An 18,496-nucleotide genomic window follows, 5' to 3' on the forward strand; every position below is an offset into this window, starting at 1 on the left:
TTCTTGCACCCCATCCTCCGGAGTGACACCGGGTGCCCCGTTTCCACTCGAAAGTGCAGGCATGGAGGGTTTGGACGAGCCGCCTCCAGAAATTGGGAATGATCACTCCCGTGAGTCCACAGATCTTTCGCACAGCCTGTGGATAACTTTTTCGGGCTGTGGATTCCTGTGGACAGCCACGCCCCAAGTCCCGTCCCCCACAAGGAAATCCGGTCAACCCGTCGTCCCCGAGGTGCCTCGTTCCAGGGATGCCGCAGCATTTCATTGACCGGCCGCACGGAACGTGAGACGGGCGTTCGGCAATAGTGGGTCGAGACCCGTCACCGCACACCGGTAGCCTTGACCGCGTGATTGACCTTCGCCTGCTCCGTGAGGACCCCGACCGTGTGCGCGCCTCTCAGCGTGCCCGTGGAGAGGACGTCGCGCTCGTCGACTCCCTCCTGTCCGCCGACGAGCGACGCAGGTCGTCCGGCGTGCGCTTCGACGAGCTGCGCGCCGAGCAGAAGGGCCTCGGCAAGCTCATCGGCAAGGCCTCCGGGGACGAGAAGGCGGAGCTGCTGAAGCGCGCCGAACAGCTGAAGACCGACGTCAAGACCGCCGACGCCGAGCGCGACGCGGCCGACGCCGAGACCCAGCAGCTGCTCCAGCGGCTCGGCAACCTCGTCCACCCCGACGTCCCCGTCGGCGGCGAGGAGGACTTCGTCACGCTGGAGACCCACGGCACGCACCGCGACTTCGCCGCCGAGGGCTTCGAGCCCCGCGACCACCTGGAGCTGGGCCAGCTGCTCGGCGCCATCGACGTCGAACGCGGCGCCAAGGTCTCCGGCTCGCGCTTCTACTTCCTGACCGGCGTCGGCGCGCTCCTGGAGCTCGCCCTGGTCAACGCGGCGATCGCCCAGGCCACGGCCGCGGGCTTCACCCCGATGCTGACCCCGGCGCTGGTCCGCCCCCAGTCGATGGCCGGCACCGGCTTCCTCGGCCAGGCCGCCCAGGACGTCTACCACCTCGACAAGGACGACCTGTACCTGGTCGGCACCTCCGAGGTCCCCCTCGCGGCGTACCACATGGACGAGATCCTCGACGCCGACCGCCTGCCGCTGCGCTACGCCGGCTTCTCGCCCTGCTTCCGCCGCGAGGCGGGCTCGCACGGCAAGGACACCCGGGGCATCTTCCGCGTGCACCAGTTCGACAAGGTCGAGATGTTCTCCTACGTCCTCCCCGAGGACTCGCAGGCCGAGCACCAGCGCCTGCTGGAGTGGGAGAAGCAGTGGCTGACATCGCTGGAGCTGCCGTTCCGCGTCATCGACGTGGCCTCGGCCGACCTGGGCTCCTCGGCGGCGCGCAAGTACGACTGCGAGGCGTGGATCCCGACCCAGGGCAAGTACCGCGAGCTGACCTCGACCTCGGACTGCACCGAGTTCCAGTCCCGCCGGCTGTCGATCCGGGTCCGCGAGGACCGGAAGGTGCGCCCGCTCGCCACGCTCAACGGCACGCTGTGCGCCGTCCCGCGCACGATCGTGGCGATCCTGGAGAACCACCAGCAGGCCGACGGCTCGGTGCGCGTGCCCGAGGTGCTCCGCCCGTACCTGGGTGGCCGGGAGGTCCTGGAGCCGGTGACCAAGTGAGCGACACCGCCTCCGCCACGGCCGCCGACGCCGGTGGAGCCGGGACGTTCCCGTACCGGCTGATCGCGACCGATCTCGACGGCACGCTGCTGCGCGGCGACGACACGATCTCGTCGCGCACCCGGGACGCCCTGGCCGCCGCCACCGCGGCGGGCGCCGCCCACATCGTGGTGACCGGCCGCGCGGTCCCGTGGACCCGGCACATCCTCGACGACCTCGGCTACGACGGTCTCGCCGTCTGCGGCCAGGGCGCGCAGGTCTACCACGCCGGGGAGCACCGGCTGCTGACCTCGGTCACGCTGGACCGCCAGCTGGCCGGGGTGGCGCTGGCCAAGATCGAGGCGGAGACCGGTCCGCTGTACCTGGCGGCGAGCCGGGACGGCCTGGACGGCGACGTCCTGGTCGGCCCGGGGTACGAGGTCGGCGGCGATCTCCCCGCGGTGCCCTTCACCGACGCCTCGGACCTGTGGTCGGCGCCGCTGAACAAGATCTACATCCAGCATCCGACCCTGTCGGACGACGAACTGGCCGAGGCGGCCCGGCGCACCGCGGGCGGCTTCGTCACGGTCACCATGGCCGGCGCGGGCATTGTCGAACTGCTCCCCCTCGGCCTGTCCAAGGCGACCGGGCTGTCGCTCGCGGCCCGTCGGCTCGGCCTGAAGGCGGCCGACACGATCGCCTTCGGCGACATGCCCAACGACATCCCGATGTTCGGCTGGGCCGCCCGCGGCGTGGCGATGGCCAACGCCCACGAAGAGCTGAAGGCGGTGGCCGACGAGGTGACGTCCTCGAACGACGAGGACGGCATCGCGGTGGTCCTGGAGCGCCTGTCGGGCTGATCCGCCCGGCACGGAGCCGACGAGCCGGACGGCGCCGACGTCCCCGTCGGTCGGCCCACGCGGGGCATCCCGCGTGCTCGAAGCGGCCGCCCGATGCGCCGGCGCCGTCCGGCCTCGTGCATCCACCACAATGCCGCCGCGGAAAGCCGGGCGCCACCGAATAAAGGCGGACATACGCCGCGTCAGCTCCGGCGCCACCTGCGGCGTCGGCCCTTGCTGAAGAACCAGCCGGCGGGCGGCTCGTCGGAGCGCCACGGCTGCGGCTCCGGCTTCTCGCGGCGCCAGCGGGCGGCGAGCATCCGGGCGCGGGCCGAAGGCTCGGAGGTGCCGGCCTCGCGAACGAAATCCTCGTCCAGGACGAGGCCGTCCCAGCCGTCGTCACCGGCGCTGTGTCCCGCGCCGCCCCTGGCGGCTTCCTCGCCGCCGTCCCGCGGCCGTCCGTGGCCGTCCTGCTGAGGTGTCTGGCCCGCCATCCCGGTCCTCCCAGCCCCGCGTCCCCCGTGTGTTCCCCGTTCTCTTCCCGGCCCAGTGTGCCCGGGCCGGGGTGAAGGCCCCGTCAGGGCGAGGCCCCGTCGGTCCGGGGCCCGCTCACTCCTCCCCGGCGAGCGTCAGCGACCTCAGCTTCTGGCCCGCGTACCAGGTGGCGAGGACGGTCACGCCCACCAGCAGCACCGTCGCGGTCGGCAGGCCGACGTCGGAGGTCACCAGGTTTCCGTCGGCGACCTTCTGGGCCACCGCCAGGGACCACTGCTGGACACTCAGCGTGCGGGCGCCCGGCACCAGCGAGCCGAACAGGGCCTCCCACACGAGGGCATAGACGAGCCCGAAGACCACCGCGTGCCGGGACACCGTGCCCAGCAGCAGGAAGAGCGCGGCGTAGGCGATGGAGGCGACCAGCGCGGCGATCGTGTAGGCGACGGCGACCTGCTGGCCGTTGCCGTTCAGGATCAGGCCGGCGAGGAACGTGGGTACGGCGGAGAAGACCATCGTCACCGCTATGGCGACGATCAACTTGGTGAAGATGATCGTCGGCCGTTTGATCGGCTTGGACAGCAGGTACACCACCGAGCCGTCGTCGATCTCCGGACCGATCGCACCGGTGCCGGCGATGACGCCGATGATCGGCACCATGGTGGCCAGGGCGAACCCGCCCAGCACGTCCGCCGCGGTCTGGTCGTCGACTCCGGCGAGCGCGCGCACCGCGACGGCGATGACGAGCAGCAGCAGGGGCAGCACGCCGAGGATGAGGGCCCGGCGGCGGCCGAGCAGGGCTCGGTAGGTGAGCCGGGCGACTGTGGGGTCGTACATTCTTCGGCCTCCTACGCCGCGACGAGGTACGAGAAGACGGACTCGAGGGACTCGTCGGACGGCGAGACCGTGAGCAGCCGGATGCCGTGGTCGCGGGCGACCTTGGGCAGCAGGGCCGTGAACCGTCCGAAGTCGACGGCCTGGATGCGCAGCGCGCCCTCGGCGAGGTCGACCTCGATGCCGGACGTGGACGGGTCGGCGATCAGCGCGGCCGCGAGGGCACGGTCGTCGCTGGAGCGCACCAGGTAGCGGTGCGGCCGGTCGGTCATCAGGCGGCGGATCTTGCGGAAGTCGCCGCTGGCCGCGTGGCGTCCGGCGACGATCACCTCGATGTGCCAGGCGAGCTGTTCGACCTCTTCGAGGATGTGCGAGGAGAACAGCACGGTGCGGCCCTCGTCGCCCATGCGCCGCAGCAGGTCCATCAGCTGCATGCGCTGGCGCGGGTCCATACCGTTGAACGGCTCGTCGAGCAGGAGCAGGGACGGCTGGTGGACGAGGGCGGAGGCCATCTTCACGCGCTGCCGCATGCCCTTGGAGTACGTGGCGATCTTGCGGTCCTGCGCGTACTCCATCTCCACGGTGGAGAGCGCCTCCTGGGCCGCCTTGGCGCCCAGGCCGTGCAGTTCGGCGTTGGCCAGGACGAACTCGCGGCCGGTGAGGAAGTCGTACATCGCCTCCCGCTCGGGGACGATGCCGATGTGCTTGTAGATGGCCTCGTTGCGCCAGACCGGCCGGCCGTCGAGGGTGACGCTGCCGGTGGAGGGGGCGAGGAAGCCGCCCATCATGTTGATGAGGGTGGACTTTCCCGCGCCGTTGGGGCCGAGGAGGCCGGTGACGCCGGGGCCGATCGTCATGGTGATGTCGTTGACGGCGACCACGTTGCCGAACCAGCGGGAGACGTGGTCGATGCTGAGGGTGCTCACAGTCCCACCTTCTTGTAGCGGCGCATCAGCAGGCCGTAGGTGCCGGCGATCAGGCCCAGGGTGACGAGGACGAAGACCAGGCCCTCGCCGTTGCTCGGGCCGACCCCGCCCGGGAAGGCCGAGGTGGCGCCGAGGAAGGCGGACTGCACCCCGTCGATGAGGGTGATGGGCGAGAACAGGCCGATCCAGGAGACGGCGCCGGAGCTGCCCTGGACGTCGGCGATCGCCTGGAGCGTGGAGACCGCGCCGTAGGTGATGGTCAGGACGGCGATGACGGCCGCGATGCCGAAGCCGCGGCGCGGGGTGACCGAGGCGACGACCAGGCCGAGACCGGCGAAGAGCAGCGAGAGCAGTGCCACGGAGACGAGTCCCTGTGCGAACCCCTTGGTCTGGTCCGCGAAGTCGAGTTTGGCGAGCAGCGCGCCCACGTAGAGCACCAGCAGGGGTGCGGCGGTGAGGATGAACAGGGCCGAGGACAGCGCCGCGTACTTCGCGCGGACGTAGTCGGAGGTCTCGATCGGCCGGGAGAAGTACAGCGGGACGGTCTTGAAGCGCAGGTCGCGCGAGACAGACTGGGGGGCCTGCGAGGCGACGTACAGGCTGATGACGGCCTGGAGGACGATCGCGTAGCGCGTGTAGTCCACGGGCAGGTCGTTCGCCTTGGTCGCGACGGCGACGGCGACCATGATGGCCGCGGGCAGGCACATCACCACGAACAGCAGCATCGGCAGCACTTTGGACTTGGCCGAGCGGCCGAGTCCGTAGGCGCCGCGCAGGGACTGCGAGTACAGCGAGCGGCGGGCGTAGGCGCGGCCGAGGCGGGGGCCGTCGTAGTTGCGGTAGCCGATGTTGTGGATACGGGTCTGGTCACCCGGGACCGTGGCTGTGGGCTGTTCAGCTGCCATGGCCGACCGCCTCCTTCCGTGCTTCGTCGCTGTCCTTGAAGACCTCCGAGATGTGGTGCCGGCGCTGTTCCATCCGGACCAGGCCGAGGCCGAGGTCGGCGATGACGTCCCGGACCAGGTCGTAGGTCTCCTCGCCGGTCGCGGTGAGCAGCAGGACGTGGCCGGCGCCGGGCAGGCCGCTGCCGTCCTGGACGGCCACTCCGCGCGCGTCGAGCGCGTCGCGCACCGCGCGGGTGCCGTCGGGGTGTTCGTCGGTGTCGGTGACCTCGATGGCGAGGGTCGTCGTGTTCTGCGTGAAGTCCGTGGTGGAGCTGGAGCGCAGCAGCTTGCCGCCGTCCACGACGACGACGTGGTCGCAGGTGCGTTCCAGCTCGCCCAGCAGGTGTGAGGTGACCAGGACGGAGATGCCGAAGTCGGTGTGGATGCGGCGGATGAGGCCGAGCATCTCGTCGCGGCCGACCGGGTCGAGGCCGTTGGTCGGCTCGTCGAGGAAGACCAGCTGGGGGTCGTGCACCAGGGCCTGGGCGAGCTTCACGCGCTGCTTCATGCCGGTCGAGTAGCCGCCTATGGGCCGGTAGCGCTCTTCGTAGAGGCCGACGTGGCGCAGGGTGTCGGCCGTACGCTCGCGCGCGGCGGTGGGCGGCAGGCCGGACATGCGCGCCATGTGGACGACGAACTCGGTGGCCGAGACATCGGGCGGCAGGCAGTCGTGTTCCGGCATGTAGCCGACCCGCTCGCGGATGGCGGCGCCCTTGGTGGCGACATCGAGTCCGAGCACTTCGGCCCGGCCCTCGGTGGCGGGAGACAGACCCAGAAGGATCTTGATCAGAGTGGACTTGCCGGCGCCATTGGCACCGACGAGTCCGGTCACACCGGGTCCGACATCCACGGAGAGCCGGTCGAGCGCGGTCACCCGGGGGAACCGCTTGCTCAGGCTTTCGGTCGCGATCACAGTCACATCCACGACAGTAGTGACGCGCGCCACTGAGGTCGTCAGACCGCAGAGCCGTCTTGGAGTCAGACTCGAGTAGTACGGGCCCGTAGGGGATGCCGTACTTGAGAGCCACGAAGAGGGGTTTGGGGACCTGCGTCGGCCGCCCTATTGACGTTGGGTCTAACAACTGGGAGATTCGGCGGCGTCACGTTACGAGCGAGTAGCACCGTCGGCGCGGACCGCGTCCGGACGGCTGGAACGGGGTGGCATGGCGACGGCAGTGGCGGCGGAACTCCGTACGGAGCTGCGGGGATTCCGGGAGGTGCAACGTCTCGCCTACGAGTGCGCCGAGGCGGTGGCGGCCCGGCTGGCGCCGGGGGTGACCGAGCGCGAGGCGGCCCGGATGCAGCGCGAGTGGCTGCGGGAGCGGGGCGTGCGGGACTGGTTCCACCTGCCCTTCGCCTGGTTCGGCGACCGCACGGCGTTCACGGACTTCCGCGTTCCGCTCCAGTTCTTCCCCACCGGCCGCCGCCTGGAGCCGGGGATGCCCTTCATCCTGGACATGGCCCCGGTGTACCGGGGTTTCACCGCCGACATCGGCTACTCCGGATCACTCGGCCCCAACCCGGTCCAGCACCGGCTGGCGGCCGACCTGGCGGCTCACCGCGAGCTGATCCTGCGCGAGGTGCGCGAGCGCCGTTCGCTGCGCGAGATCTACGAGGACGTGGACCGGCTCATGGTCCGTCAGGGCTATGCCAACCGGCATCGCGCCTATCCCTTCGGCGTCATCGCCCACAAGGTGGACCGGGTGCGGGAACGGCGGCTGTCGCCACGCCTGTTCGGCTTCGGCATGCAGTCTCTCAAGGGCCTGGCGGGCGACGCGCTGCACGGCCACCGCGAGGGCTGGTCCCCGCTGTGGTCGCCCTACCGCTTCTCCGACCACCCGCCCCGCCCGGGGCTGTGGGCGGTCGAACCCCACCTCGGTTTCCGGGGTACCGGCGCGAAGTTCGAGGAGATCCTGGTCGTCACCGACTCCACGGATCCCGCGGAGAGCGCCTTCTGGCTGGACGACGATCTGCCGCACGTGCGGCGCTGGGCGGAGGCGAAATGACGGTGCTGGACGGAGCGCGGGAGCGCTGGGTGCGCACGGGCGGGGTCGAGCTGTGCGTGGCCGAGCTGGGCGATCCGCGGCAGCCCACGGTCGTCCTGGTGCACGGCTATCCGGACAGCAAGGAGGTCTGGTCCGAGGTCGCCGGCCGCCTCGCCGACCGCTTTCACGTGGTGCTCTACGACGTCCGGGGCCACGGTCGGTCCTCGGCGCCGAGCCCGCTGCGCGGCGGGTTCACCCTGGAGAAGCTGACGGACGACTTCATGGCGGTGGCGGACGCGGTCAGCCCGGACCGGCCCGTGCACCTGGTGGGCCACGACTGGGGTTCGGTGCAGTCCTGGGAGTTCGTCACGGTCGGACGCACCGAGGGGCGCATCGCCTCCTTCACCTCGATGTCCGGTCCGTCCCTCGACCACTTCGGGCACTGGATCAACAAGCGCCTCAGGCGCCCCACCCCGCGCCGGGTCGGGCAGCTCCTCGGCCAGGGCGCCAAGTCCTGGTACGTCTACCTGCTGCACACGCCCGTGCTGCCCGAACTGGCCTGGCGCGGCCCCCTCGGCAAGCGCTGGCCGCGCATCCTGGAGCGCGTGGAGCAGGTGCCCGGCGGTGACTACCCGACCGCGTCCCTGCCGACGGACGCGGCGCACGGGGCATGGCTGTACCGGGACAACGTCCGGCCCCGGCTGCGGCACCCGCGCGACGACGCCCACGCGCACGCGCCCGTGCAGCTCATCACGCCCCTCGGCGACGCGTTCCTGTCGGAGCGGCTCTACGACGGGCTGGAGGAGTGGGCGCCCCGGCTGACCCGCCGCACGCTGCCCGCCAAGCACTGGGTGCCGCGCACCCGGCCGGACCAGCTGGCGGACTGGATCACGGACTTCGTCACCTCCACCGAGGACGGACGGCCCGAGACGGCGCCGAAGGGCAGGCACGCCGACCGGTTCGGCGGACAGCTGGTGCTGGTCACCGGGGCGGGCAACGGCATCGGGCGGGCGACGGCGTTCGCGTTCGCCGAGGCCGGGGCGCGCGTGGTGGCCGTCGACCGGGACGCCGAGTCCGCCGCCCGCACCGCGGAGCTGTCCCGGCTGATCGGCGCGCCGGACGCCTGGGCCGAGACCGTCGACGTCTCCGACGAACAGGCGATGGAGAAGCTGGCGGCCAAGGTCGCCGCCGAGTACGGCGTGCTGGACGTGCTCGTGAACAACGCCGGGATCGGGCTGTCGGGCTCCTTCTTCGACACCACCGCGGAGGACTGGCGGAAGGTCCTCGACGTCAACCTGTGGGGCGTGATCCACGGCTGCCGCCTGTTCGGCCGGCAGATGGCCGAGCGCGGGCAGGGCGGCCACATCGTGAACACCGCGTCGGCGGCCGCCTTCCAGCCCTCCCGGGCCCTGCCCGCGTACAGCACGTCCAAGGCGGCCGTGCTGATGCTGAGCGAGTGCCTGCGGGCCGAACTGGCCGGGCAGGGGATCGGGGTCACGGCGATCTGCCCCGGCCTCGTCAACACCAACATCACCTCGACGGCGCGCTTCGCGGGTGTGGACGCCGACGAGGAGAGGCGGCGTCAGCAGCGCAGTGCGCGGTTGTACGGGATGCGCAACTATCCGCCGGAGAAGGTGGCCGAGGCGGTCCTCGAAGCCGTCGTGCACAACAGGGCCGTCGTCCCCGTGACGCCGGAGGCGCGCGGAGCACACCTCATGTCCCGCTTCGCCCCACGGGTGTTGCGGCGTCTCGCGCGGGTGAAACCACCGCTGTAGTTTCCACAGGAACGCCCAACCAGCCTGTGGATAACCAGACTTGGCTGTGGATCAAACCTCGGAGGCTAAATCGATCGCGTGAAGCGTGTCGCTCTCGGCAGGCTGGTTCCATGGAACACGAACACAGACCCGAACGCAGCGGCGAGCACAGCGACGACAGGCGCACCGTCAAGGTGTCCAAGTACCTGTCGAAGCATCTGCGCCACCAGCCGGAGCGCATCGGGCTCACCCTCGACGAGGCCGGCTGGACCGAGATCGACACGCTGATCGCCGCGGCGGCCGCGCACGGCTTCCGGTTCACCCGCGAAGAGCTCGACCACGTGGTGGCCACGAACGACAAGAAGCGCTTCGCCGTCGAGGGCACCCGGATCCGCGCCAGCCAGGGGCACAGCGTCGACGTGGATCTCGGACTGCCCGCGGCGACTCCGCCGCCGTACCTCTACCACGGGACCGTGGCCCGTCACCTGGACGCGATCCGGACCGAGGGACTGCGGCCGATGAACCGGCACGACGTGCACCTCTCGGCGGACCGCCAGACCGCCACCCGGGTGGGCTCCCGCCGCGGCCGCCCGGTCGTCCTCTCGGTGGACAGCGCCGCCATGCACCGCGACGGCCACGTCTTCCATGTCAGCGCGAACGGCGTCTGGCTGACGCGGACCGTTCCCCCGCAGTACCTGCGCTTCCCCTCCGGCCACTGACCCCGCGTCGCGTGTGGTGACAGCGGGTGATGTTTCACGTGAAACAGGGTCGGCCGCTTAGGCTCGGGGGCATGAGTCTGCGTCTGAGCACCGTGATCCTTCCGTACCGCCGCTGGCACGAAGGCGGACGTTCGTCCTGGACCCGTGCCGAGCAGCTCGGTTTCCACACCGCGTACACCTACGACCACCTGTCCTGGCGGAGCTTCCGGGACGGCCCGTGGTTCGGCGCCGTACCGACGCTCACCGCCGCCGCGGCGGTCACCGAGCGGCTGCGGCTCGGGACGCTGGTCACCTCCCCGAACTTCCGGCACCCGGTGACGCTGGCCAAGGAACTGATCTCCCTCGACGACATCTCGGGCGGCCGGATCACCCTGGGCATAGGAGCAGGCGGCACCGGCTTCGACGCCACCGCGCTCGGCCAGGAGCCGTGGACGCCGCGTGAGCGGGCCGACCGGTTCGGCGAGTTCCTGCCCCTGCTCGACCGGCTGCTGACGGAGGACGCCGTCTCGTACGAGGGCGACTTCTACTCGGCCCACGAGGCGCGCAACATCCCCGGCTGTGTGCAGCGGCCCCGGCTGCCGTTCGCGGTGGCCGCGACCGGTCCGCGCGGGCTGCGGCTCGCCGCCCAGTACGGACAGGCGTGGGTGACCACCGGCGACCCGAAGCTCTACGAGAACGGCACTCCCGAGCAGTCCGACCGGGCCCTGCGGCAGCAGAGCGACAAGCTGGCCGACGCCTGCGCCGCGATCGGCCGCGACGTGGCCGAACTGGACCGGGTCCTGCTCACCGGCTTCACCCCGGACCGCAGCCGCCCGCTGGAGTCCGTCGACGCCTTCGTGGACTTCGCCGGCCGCCACCGCGATCTGGGCTTCACCGAGCTGGTCGTCCACTGGCCGATCGCCGACTCGGACTTCACGGCCGACGAGAAGATCTTCGAGCGGATCGCCATGGAGGCCCCGGCACAGCTGAAGGGCTGAGAGCCGTAGCTCACAGATGTGCGGACCGCCGCACGGGCGTGCACGCATGTGCGTGACAATGACCCGGTGACCTCAGCGACCCGACAGCCCGATCCCCCGGCCGCCGCCACCCGCCCGCGGCTCATCGCCACCGACCTCGACGGCACACTGCTGCGCGACGACAAGTCGGTCTCCCCGCGCACGGTCGCCGCACTGGCCGCCGCGGAGAAGGCGGGCATCGAGGTCTTCTTCGTCACCGGCCGCCCCGCCCGCTGGATGGACGTCGTCAGCGCCCACGTCCACGGTCACGGGCTCGCCATCTGCGGCAACGGCGCCGCCGTGGTCGACCTGCACGGCGGCCCCGGCGCCCACCGCTTCGTGAAGGTGCGGGAGCTGGCCCGGGAGAACGCTCTGGACGCCGTACGCCTGCTGCGCGAGGCCGCGCCCGGCACGGTGTACGCGGTCGAGCAGACGTACGGCTTCCACCAGGAGCCCGCGTACCCGAAGCTGCACATGGAGGTGCCCGACGACCTCCTGCCCGCCGAGGAGATCCTGGCCCCCGGCGGCCGCGCCGCCGACGAGCCGGTCCTCAAGATCCTCGCCTTTCACCCCGAGCTGGACCCCGACGGCTTCCTCACCGTCGCCCGCCTCGCCATCGGCGACCGTGCCAACGTCACCCGCTCCAGCCCCAGCGCCCTGCTGGAGATCAGCGGGCCGGAGGTGTCCAAGGCCAGCACGCTCGCCCTGTGCTGTGCCGAACGCGGCATCTCGCACGAAGAGGTCGTCGCCTTCGGAGACATGCCGAACGACGTGGAGATGCTGACCTGGGCGGGACAGTCGTACGCGATGGGCAACGCGCACCCGGACGTGATCGCCGCCGCGTCGGGGCGGACGGTCGCCAACAACGAGGACGGCGTGGCGGTCGTCATCGAGCGGCTGCTGGCCGGCCTGGACTGACGGCCGCGCCCGCGTCAGGTCAGAGGGGCACTCCACGCTGCGACAGCCAGGGCACCGGGTCCAGCGCGGAGCCCATCTCCGGCGTCACCCGTACCTCGAAGTGCAGGTGCGGTCCGGTGGAGTTGCCGGTACTGCCCGACTGACCGATCCACTGACCCGGACGGATCCGGTCGCCCTGGTCGACGGCGACCGAGGCGAGATGGGCGTACTGCGTGTAGTAGCCCCCCGCGTGCTGGACGACGACCTGGATGCCGAAGGCGCCGCCGCAGGACACCTGCACCACCCGGCCCGTACCGACCGAACCCACCGGCGTCCCGACCGGCACCGCGAAGTCCTGGCCGGTGTGCCGGTGCGCCCACCGCGAGCCGCCGCTGCCGAAGGACGCCGACAGCTCGTACGCCTCCACCGGCGCCACCCAGGACCGGCCGACGGGCAGGTCCTGCTGGTCGAGGCGGACCGCGCCGGGGCACGAGCCGGCCGCCACGGAGGCGTCCGCCCGTCCCTCCAGCCGCGCACGCGCCGCCTCCAGCTTGCCCTCGACCCCGGTCTTCAGCGCCGCCAGGTCGGCGTTGCGCTTCTCCAGCGCCTGCCAGGCAGCCTGCGCCTTCGCCTCGTCGGCGGCGAGCCGGGCCTCGGCCCGCAGACTCTTGCCGATGGCCTTGTCGACCGCCAGATCCGCCCGGGTGAAAGCCCGCTGACCGCGCATCAGCTCGTCCGGGTCGTCCGCGAGGAACATCCGCGCGGTCAGGGGGAGCCCGCCGCCTCCACCCCGGTACTGGGCACGGGCGATCCGGCCCAGGTCCGCGTGCATGGCGTCGATCTTCTGCCGCTGCTGGTCCAGCCGCTTCTCGTACGCCAGCGCCTTCGACCGCTGCGCCTCGGCCGCGCGCCGTCCCTCCTCGTACCGCTGCGTCGCTTTGGCCGCGTCCTCGTACAGGCGTGCCACCTCCGGGCCCGGGTCGGCACCCGATCCGGCGTCCGTGCCGTCGGCGGGGCGGGCCGCGAGCACGGCGAGCGCGCACAGCAACACCGGAACGAGCAGCGGATGTCGGCGGGATGAGCGCATGTCAGCGATCGTGGACCGTGCGGGGCCGCCGGGTCTCCTTCACGTCGTACGAGTGGGGGAACCGTTGCTGCACACGGCGCAGCGCGGCTGCTGCAACCGGGGCAACCGCGCCCCGGCGACGTTCAGTACGGCGCCTCCCACCACACCGTCGTACCGCCGCCGTCCGCCCCGATGCCCGGGCCGATCCCGCTGGTGCCGCCGACCGTCTCGGCGCGGCGCTCCAGGTTGTGCAGGCCGCTGCGCCGACCGCCCTCGGGGATGCCGACACCGTCGTCCGCGACGGTCAGCCGCACGCCGGGCCGCCCGTCCGGCAGGGTTGCCGTCGCGTCCACGGCCACCTCGATCCGGGTGGCGTGGGCGTGCCGGAAGGCGTTGGACAGGGTCTCGCGCAGCGCGGCGATGAGGTTCTTGCCGGTCAGCTCGCCGACGGCGGTGTCGACCGGGCCGACGAAGCGGTGCGCGGGCGTGAAGCCCAGCGGTACGGCGGCCATGGTGATCTCGCGCAGCAGGCGGGTCCGCAGCCCCGCGGGTGCCTCGGCGGGCTGCCGCAGGGCGAAGATCGCCGAGCGGATCTCCTGGATGGTGACGTCGAGTTCGTCGACGGCGCCGCCGACGCCGTCGCGCACCTCGGGCGCCGCCGCCCTGCGCTGTGCGCTCTCCAGCATCATCCCCGTCGCGAACAGCCGCTGGATGACGAGGTCGTGCAGGTCCCGGGCGATGCGGTCCCGGTCCTCGTACACGGCGAGCCGTTCCCGGTCGCGCTGGGCGTCGGCCATCATCAGCGCCAGTGCGGCCTGCGCGGCGAACTGGTCGCCGAGCGCGCGCTCCGTCCGCGTGAACGGGCGCTCCCCGCGGGCGCGGGGCATGACGAGGCCGCCGAGGATCCGCCCGTCCCGGCAGAGCGGCAGCAGCATGATCGGTCCGTAGGCGCGCACCGGTCCGGCGTCCAGACGCGGGTCGGTGGCGGCGTCGTCCACGAACACGGGACGGCCGGCGAGGAGTTCGGCGACGATGCCGTTCTCCGGTGGAATGACCTTGCCGAGGGCGTTCGTGCGGTGCGGCGCGGCGACCGCCACGATCTCCAGGCCACCCCCGTCGGCGGGCAGCAGCACGATGCCGGCGGCCGCTCCGGAGAGCCGGCGGGCCTGCTCGGCGACGGTCTGGAGGGCGTCGTCGGTGTCTCCGCCGGACAGCAGCGCGGTGGTGACGGCGACCGACCCGTCGATCCACCGCTCCCGCTGCTGTGCGGCCTCGTACAGTCGCGCGTTGCCGATGGCGATGCCGGCCTCGGTGGCCAGGACCCGGACCATGGCGAGGTCGTAGTCGTTGAACGGCTCGCCCGTGTGCTTGTCGGTCAGGTAGAGGTTGCCGAAGACCTCCTCCTGCACCCGGATGGGGACCCCGAGGAAGCTCCGCATCGGAGGGTGGCCCTCGGGGAAGCCGCACGCGCGCGGATCCTCGGTCAGGTCGGCGAGCAGGACCGGCTCGGGGTCGGCGATGAGGGCGCCGAGCAGCCCTTTGCGGCCGTCGGGGAGGTGGCCGACGCGCCGGACGGTCGCCTCGTCGAGGCCGTGGTGCACGAAGTCGGCCAGTCCGTCCCCGTCCTCGTCGACGACTCCGATGGCCGCGTACCGGGCGTTCGCCAGGTCGGCGGCCGTCTCGCAGATCCGGTTCAGCGCGGAGTGCAGCTCCAGTCCGCTGCCGACGGAGCGCATCGCCTCCAGCAGCTTCGGCACCCGGGCCAGCAGCTCGGCGGAGGCACCCTCGCGGGGCGGCGGGGGGCCGGGGGGCGGCGCTGGGTGCATGAACCGAGCCTAATGAGACCCCTTTGTTCAGGAAAGTCGGATTACCGAAGATTTTCCGACCGTGCTCACACCCGTGCTCATGCCCACGCCGGTGACCGCGCCTACGGCCGCGTCTGTGGCACCAGCAGCTCCGCCGCCGCCTCGCGCCCGGCCATCTCCCGCAGCGGACCCGGCACGGCCGCCAGTTCCGCGTACGTCCCCCGCTGCACGACCCGGCCCCGGTCCAGCACGAGCACCTCGTCCACGGCCCGCAAGCCCGCCAGCCGGTGCGTGATCAGCAGGGTCGTCCGGCCCTCGGTTGCGGCCAGCAGATCGGCGGTGAGTGCGTCCGCGGTCGGCAGGTCGAGGTGTTCGGCGGGCTCGTCGAGCACCAGGACCGGGAAGTCGGCGAGCAGCGCCCGGGCCAGGGCCAGCCGCTGCCGCTGGCCGCCGGACAGCCTGGCCCCGTGCGCACCGACCAGGGTGTCCAGGCCGTCGGGCAGGCTGTCGGCCCACTCCAGCAGCCGGGCCCGGGCCAGCGCGTCCCGCAGTTCGCCCTCGGTGGCGTCCTTCCTGGCCAGTAGCAGGTTCTCGCGCACCGAGCTGTCGAAGAGGTGCGCGTCCTGGGCGCACAGCCCGACGAGGCGCCGCACGTCGTCACCGGCCAGGGCGTACGCGTCCACCCCGGCCAGCGTGTAGGAGCCGGCGTCCGCGTCGAGGAAGCGCAGCAGCGTCTGCGCGAGGGTGGTCTTGCCGGAGCCGGACGGCCCGACCACGGCGACGCGGCGGCCCTCGGCGAGCGTGAGGTCCAGGCCCGCCAGGGCGTCCCGGTCCTGCCCGGCGTGCCGTGCGGACAGTCCCCTCAGGACGACCGGGAACGGCGAGGAGGGAGCCTGCCGGGGTGTCTCCGGTTCGCGTACCGGCTCGGGTGCGTCGAGGACCTCGTACACGCGCTCGGCGCTCCTGCGCACCCGCTGCCGGTACTGCACGGCCAGCGGCAGCCCGAGTACGGCCTCGAAGGCGGCCAGCGGCGTGAGGACGACGACGGCCATGGCCACGCCGGCGAGCCGGGCGTCGGCCACCGCCTGGGCGCCGACGAGGGCGGTGCCCGCGACGGTCAGGCCGGAGATCAGCGCGGTGAGTCCGTCGCCCAGCGCGGTGGCGGTGGCGGCGCGGGAGGCGATCCGGGTGAGCGTGCCGTCGGCCCGGCGTGCCTCCGCGGCCCGGCCGGGCAAGGCTCCGGCGACGGTCAGCTCCGCGGTGCCGGTCAGCAGGTCGGCCACCCGGGTGGCGAGCACGCCCCGCGCGGGGGCGAGCCTGCGTTCGGCCCACCGGGCCACCGCCCCGGTCACCAGCGGGACACCGACCCCGGCCGCCAGCAGACCGGCCGCGAGGACCGCACCGGCCTCCGGCAGCAGCCAGGCCGTGAATCCGACCGAGGCGGCGGAGACGACGACCGCGCCACCGGCGGGCAGCAGCCACCGCAGCCAGTAGTCCTGCAGGGTGTCGACATCGGCGACGAGCCGGGACAGCAGGTCGCCCCGGCGGGTGCGGCGCAGTCCCGCGGGCGCCAGCCGCTCCAGCCGCCGGTACACGGCGACCCGGGTGTCGGCCAGCATCCGCAGCACGGCGTCGTGCGTCACGAGCCGCTCCGCGTAGCGGAACACGGCCCGCCCGATCCCGAAGGCGCGCGTCGCCGTGACGGCCACCATCAGGTACAGCACCGGCGGCTGCTCGGAGGCCCGTGAGATGAGGTACCCGGAGGTGGCCATCAGGCCCACGGCACTGCCCAGTGCCAGGCTGCCGAGCAGCAGCCCGAGGGTGAGCCGTCCGCGCCGGGCGGCGGACATGGCACGGACCCTGGCGAGGACACCGCCCCGGGCCTCCGTCACGGGCACCGGGACGTCCGGGGCGACGGGAACGGCGGATGCGGCGGTCTCCTCGGCACCACGCCCGGCCGGTACCGGAAGGGTGCCGTCGGACGGGTCGGCGGGCGCCGGCTCCGCGAGCCGCACCACCCGGTCGGCCACCTCCAGCAGCGCCGGTCGGTGCACCACCAGCAGCACCGTCCGCCCCTCCGCCAGTCTGCGCACGGCGGCCACGACCTCGGCCTCGGTGGCCCCGTCGAGGGCCGCCGTCGGCTCGTCCAGCAGCAGCACCGGCCGGTCCGCGAGGAACGCCCGGGCCAGCGCGAGCCGCTGCCGCTGCCCGGCGGACAGCCCCGTCCCGTCCTCCCCGAGGACGGTCCCCGTGCCGTCGGGCAGCGCGTCCACGAACTCCAGCGCGCCCGCGTCCCGCAACGCCCGGCATACTGCCAGGTCGTCGGCGTCGGGCCGGGCCAGGCGTACGTTCTCCGCGATGGTCCCGGCGAACAGGTGCGGGTGCTGCGGCACCCAGGCGACCTGGGCGTGCCACTGCCCCGGGTCGAGCGAGGAGAGGTCGGTACCGCCGATCCGGATCCGCCCCTCGCTCGGGGTCACGAAGCCGAGGAGGGCGTTGAGCAGTGTCGACTTGCCCGCCCCGCTCGGGCCGACGAGCGCGACGGTCTCCCCGGGCTCGACGGTGAGGCTCACGTCCGTGACGGCGTCCACGGAGCGTCCGGGGTAGCGGACCGTGACGTCCTCGAAGGCGAGGGCGCCCCGGGCCGGAACCGGGGCGTTCCCGGATGCCGGTACGGGCCGTTCCAGGACCTCGAAGATCTCCTCGGCGGCGGCGAGCCCCTCGGCGGCCGCGTGGTACTGCGCCCCCACCTGCCGCAGGGGCAGGTAGGCCTCGGGTGCGAGGACGAGGACGACCAGGCCGTCGTACAGGGCCATGTCCCCGTGGACGAGCCGCATGCCGATGGTGACCGCCACGAGGGCCACGGACAGGGTGGCGAGCAGTTCCAGCGCGAAGGACGACAGGAAGGCGATCCGCAGCGTCCGCATGGTCGCCTGCCGGTACTCACCGGTGATGCGCTTGATCGACTCGGCCTGGGCCTTGGCCCGTCCGAAGACCTTCAGCGTCGGCAGTCCCGCGATCACGTCCAGGAAGTGTCCGGACAGCCGGGACAGCAGGCGCCACTGGCGGTCCATCCGGGACTGGGTGGCCCAGCCGATCAGCACCATGAAGACCGGGATGAGCGGCAGGGTCCCGACGATGATGGCCGCCGAGACCCAGTCCTCGGTGACGATGCGGGCCAGCACCGCCACGGGTACGACCACCGCGAGGCCCAACTGCGGCAGATAGCGTGAGAAGTAGTCGTCGAGGGCGTCGACGCCCCGGGTGGCCAGGGCGACCAGCGAGCCGGTCCGCTGTCCGCTCAGCCAGCCGGGGCCCAGCGCGGTGGCCCGCTCCAGCAGCCGGCCCCGCAGCTCCGACTTCACCGCCGCGCTCGCCCGGTGGGCGGCCAGTTCGGTGAGCCAGCCGACCAGCGCGCGGCCGCAGGCCACGGCGACCAACAGGAGCAGGGGAGTGCGGAGTTCGGCTGCGGTCATGGAGTGCTGGAAGGCGCCCACCACCACCTCGGCGATGAGCATCGCCTGCGCGACGAGCAGTCCCGCCCCGACGGCTCCCAGGACGACGACGGCCGTGAGGAAGAACCGGGTCGCGCGGGCGTACCGCAGAAGACGTGGATCGATGGGTTTCACGTGAAAC

At 72.3% G+C, this 18,496-nt stretch carries 15 protein-coding genes; 7 read left to right on the forward strand and 8 right to left on the reverse strand.

What is annotated here, in order from left to right:
• The first annotated feature begins 347 nt into the window (after positions 1-347).
• Complete coding sequence (serS, locus tag ACZ67M_RS20985) at positions 348-1,625, forward strand: serine--tRNA ligase (RefSeq protein ID WP_125491856.1); 1,278 nt, start codon at positions 348-350, stop codon at positions 1,623-1,625.
• Positions 1,622-2,464: an HAD family hydrolase gene (locus ACZ67M_RS20990; protein ID WP_385802713.1), complete on the forward strand. Its 843-nt coding sequence runs from the start codon at positions 1,622-1,624 to the stop codon at positions 2,462-2,464. Before serS ends, ACZ67M_RS20990 begins: the two co-directional genes overlap by 4 nt.
• 182 nt (positions 2,465-2,646) lie before the next feature.
• Here ACZ67M_RS20990 and ACZ67M_RS20995 read toward each other — a convergent pair whose 3' ends face one another.
• From ACZ67M_RS20995 to ACZ67M_RS21015, 5 genes are all read right to left on the reverse strand, one after another.
• Entirely contained in the window at positions 2,647-2,937 is a 291-nt protein-coding gene (locus ACZ67M_RS20995; protein ID WP_385802711.1) for an SGM_3592 family protein, read from the reverse strand.
• Between the two features lie 115 nt (positions 2,938-3,052).
• Complete coding sequence (locus ACZ67M_RS21000; RefSeq protein ID WP_361356615.1) at positions 3,053-3,772, reverse strand: ABC transporter permease; 720 nt, start codon at positions 3,770-3,772, stop codon at positions 3,053-3,055.
• An 11-nt stretch (positions 3,773-3,783) separates the two neighbouring features.
• A complete protein-coding gene (locus ACZ67M_RS21005; RefSeq protein WP_361356617.1) occupies positions 3,784-4,695 on the reverse strand; it encodes an ABC transporter ATP-binding protein in 912 nt (303 codons plus the stop codon).
• Positions 4,692-5,600: an ABC transporter permease gene (locus tag ACZ67M_RS21010; protein ID WP_125491852.1), complete on the reverse strand. Its 909-nt coding sequence runs from the start codon at positions 5,598-5,600 to the stop codon at positions 4,692-4,694. The genes ACZ67M_RS21005 and ACZ67M_RS21010 overlap by 4 nt, the downstream gene beginning before the upstream one ends.
• Entirely contained in the window at positions 5,590-6,552 is a 963-nt protein-coding gene (locus ACZ67M_RS21015) for an ABC transporter ATP-binding protein (protein WP_392100316.1), read from the reverse strand. The genes ACZ67M_RS21010 and ACZ67M_RS21015 overlap by 11 nt, the downstream gene beginning before the upstream one ends.
• Positions 6,553-6,802: 250 nt before the next feature.
• Between ACZ67M_RS21015 and ACZ67M_RS21020 the strand changes: the two genes are divergently transcribed.
• From ACZ67M_RS21020 to ACZ67M_RS21040, 5 genes are all read left to right on the forward strand, one after another.
• Entirely contained in the window at positions 6,803-7,645 is an 843-nt protein-coding gene (locus ACZ67M_RS21020; protein ID WP_392011111.1) for a M24 family metallopeptidase, read from the forward strand.
• Positions 7,642-9,399, forward strand: coding sequence for an SDR family oxidoreductase (locus ACZ67M_RS21025; protein ID WP_469852173.1), 1,758 nt, complete (start codon positions 7,642-7,644; stop codon positions 9,397-9,399). The genes ACZ67M_RS21020 and ACZ67M_RS21025 overlap by 4 nt, the downstream gene beginning before the upstream one ends.
• A 110-nt stretch (positions 9,400-9,509) precedes the next feature.
• Complete coding sequence (locus tag ACZ67M_RS21030; RefSeq protein ID WP_469852175.1) at positions 9,510-10,097, forward strand: RNA 2'-phosphotransferase; 588 nt, start codon at positions 9,510-9,512, stop codon at positions 10,095-10,097.
• 71 nt (positions 10,098-10,168) lie between these two features.
• Positions 10,169-11,074, forward strand: coding sequence for an LLM class flavin-dependent oxidoreductase (locus ACZ67M_RS21035; protein ID WP_469852176.1), 906 nt, complete (start codon positions 10,169-10,171; stop codon positions 11,072-11,074).
• Positions 11,075-11,122: 48 nt separating this feature from the next.
• A complete protein-coding gene (locus ACZ67M_RS21040) occupies positions 11,123-12,010 on the forward strand; it encodes a Cof-type HAD-IIB family hydrolase (protein ID WP_361356627.1) in 888 nt (295 codons plus the stop codon).
• Positions 12,011-12,029: 19 nt separating this feature from the next.
• Here ACZ67M_RS21040 and ACZ67M_RS21045 read toward each other — a convergent pair whose 3' ends face one another.
• From ACZ67M_RS21045 to cydD, 3 genes are all read right to left on the reverse strand, one after another.
• On the reverse strand, positions 12,030-13,076 hold the full coding sequence (locus ACZ67M_RS21045; RefSeq protein ID WP_469852178.1) for a M23 family metallopeptidase: 1,047 nt from the start codon (positions 13,074-13,076) through the stop codon (positions 12,030-12,032).
• 122 nt (positions 13,077-13,198) lie between these two features.
• Positions 13,199-14,881, reverse strand: coding sequence for a sensor histidine kinase (locus tag ACZ67M_RS21050; protein WP_392011122.1), 1,683 nt, complete (start codon positions 14,879-14,881; stop codon positions 13,199-13,201).
• A gap of 101 nt (positions 14,882-14,982) precedes the next feature.
• Complete coding sequence (gene cydD, locus ACZ67M_RS21055; RefSeq protein ID WP_469852179.1) at positions 14,983-18,489, reverse strand: thiol reductant ABC exporter subunit CydD; 3,507 nt, start codon at positions 18,487-18,489, stop codon at positions 14,983-14,985.
• Positions 18,490-18,496: the final 7 nt, after the last annotated feature.

This window comes from Streptomyces sp. NPDC107500 (assembly GCF_055582785.1).

Coding starts and splice junctions, on each gene's coding strand:
- ACZ67M_RS20995 (WP_385802711.1), bottom strand. CDS start 2,937: ATGGCGGGCCAGACACCTCAGCAGGACGGCCACGGACGGCCGCGGGAC.
- ACZ67M_RS21000 (WP_361356615.1), bottom strand. CDS start 3,772: ATGTACGACCCCACAGTCGCCCGGCTCACCTACCGAGCCCTGCTCGGC.
- ACZ67M_RS21010 (WP_125491852.1), bottom strand. CDS start 5,600: ATGGCAGCTGAACAGCCCACAGCCACGGTCCCGGGTGACCAGACCCGT.
- ACZ67M_RS21020 (WP_392011111.1), top strand. CDS start 6,803: ATGGCGACGGCAGTGGCGGCGGAACTCCGTACGGAGCTGCGGGGATTC.
- ACZ67M_RS21025 (WP_469852173.1), top strand. CDS start 7,642: ATGACGGTGCTGGACGGAGCGCGGGAGCGCTGGGTGCGCACGGGCGGG.
- ACZ67M_RS21030 (WP_469852175.1), top strand. CDS start 9,510: ATGGAACACGAACACAGACCCGAACGCAGCGGCGAGCACAGCGACGAC.
- ACZ67M_RS21035 (WP_469852176.1), top strand. CDS start 10,169: ATGAGTCTGCGTCTGAGCACCGTGATCCTTCCGTACCGCCGCTGGCAC.
- ACZ67M_RS21045 (WP_469852178.1), bottom strand. CDS start 13,076: ATGCGCTCATCCCGCCGACATCCGCTGCTCGTTCCGGTGTTGCTGTGC.
- ACZ67M_RS21050 (WP_392011122.1), bottom strand. CDS start 14,881: ATGCACCCAGCGCCGCCCCCCGGCCCCCCGCCGCCCCGCGAGGGTGCC.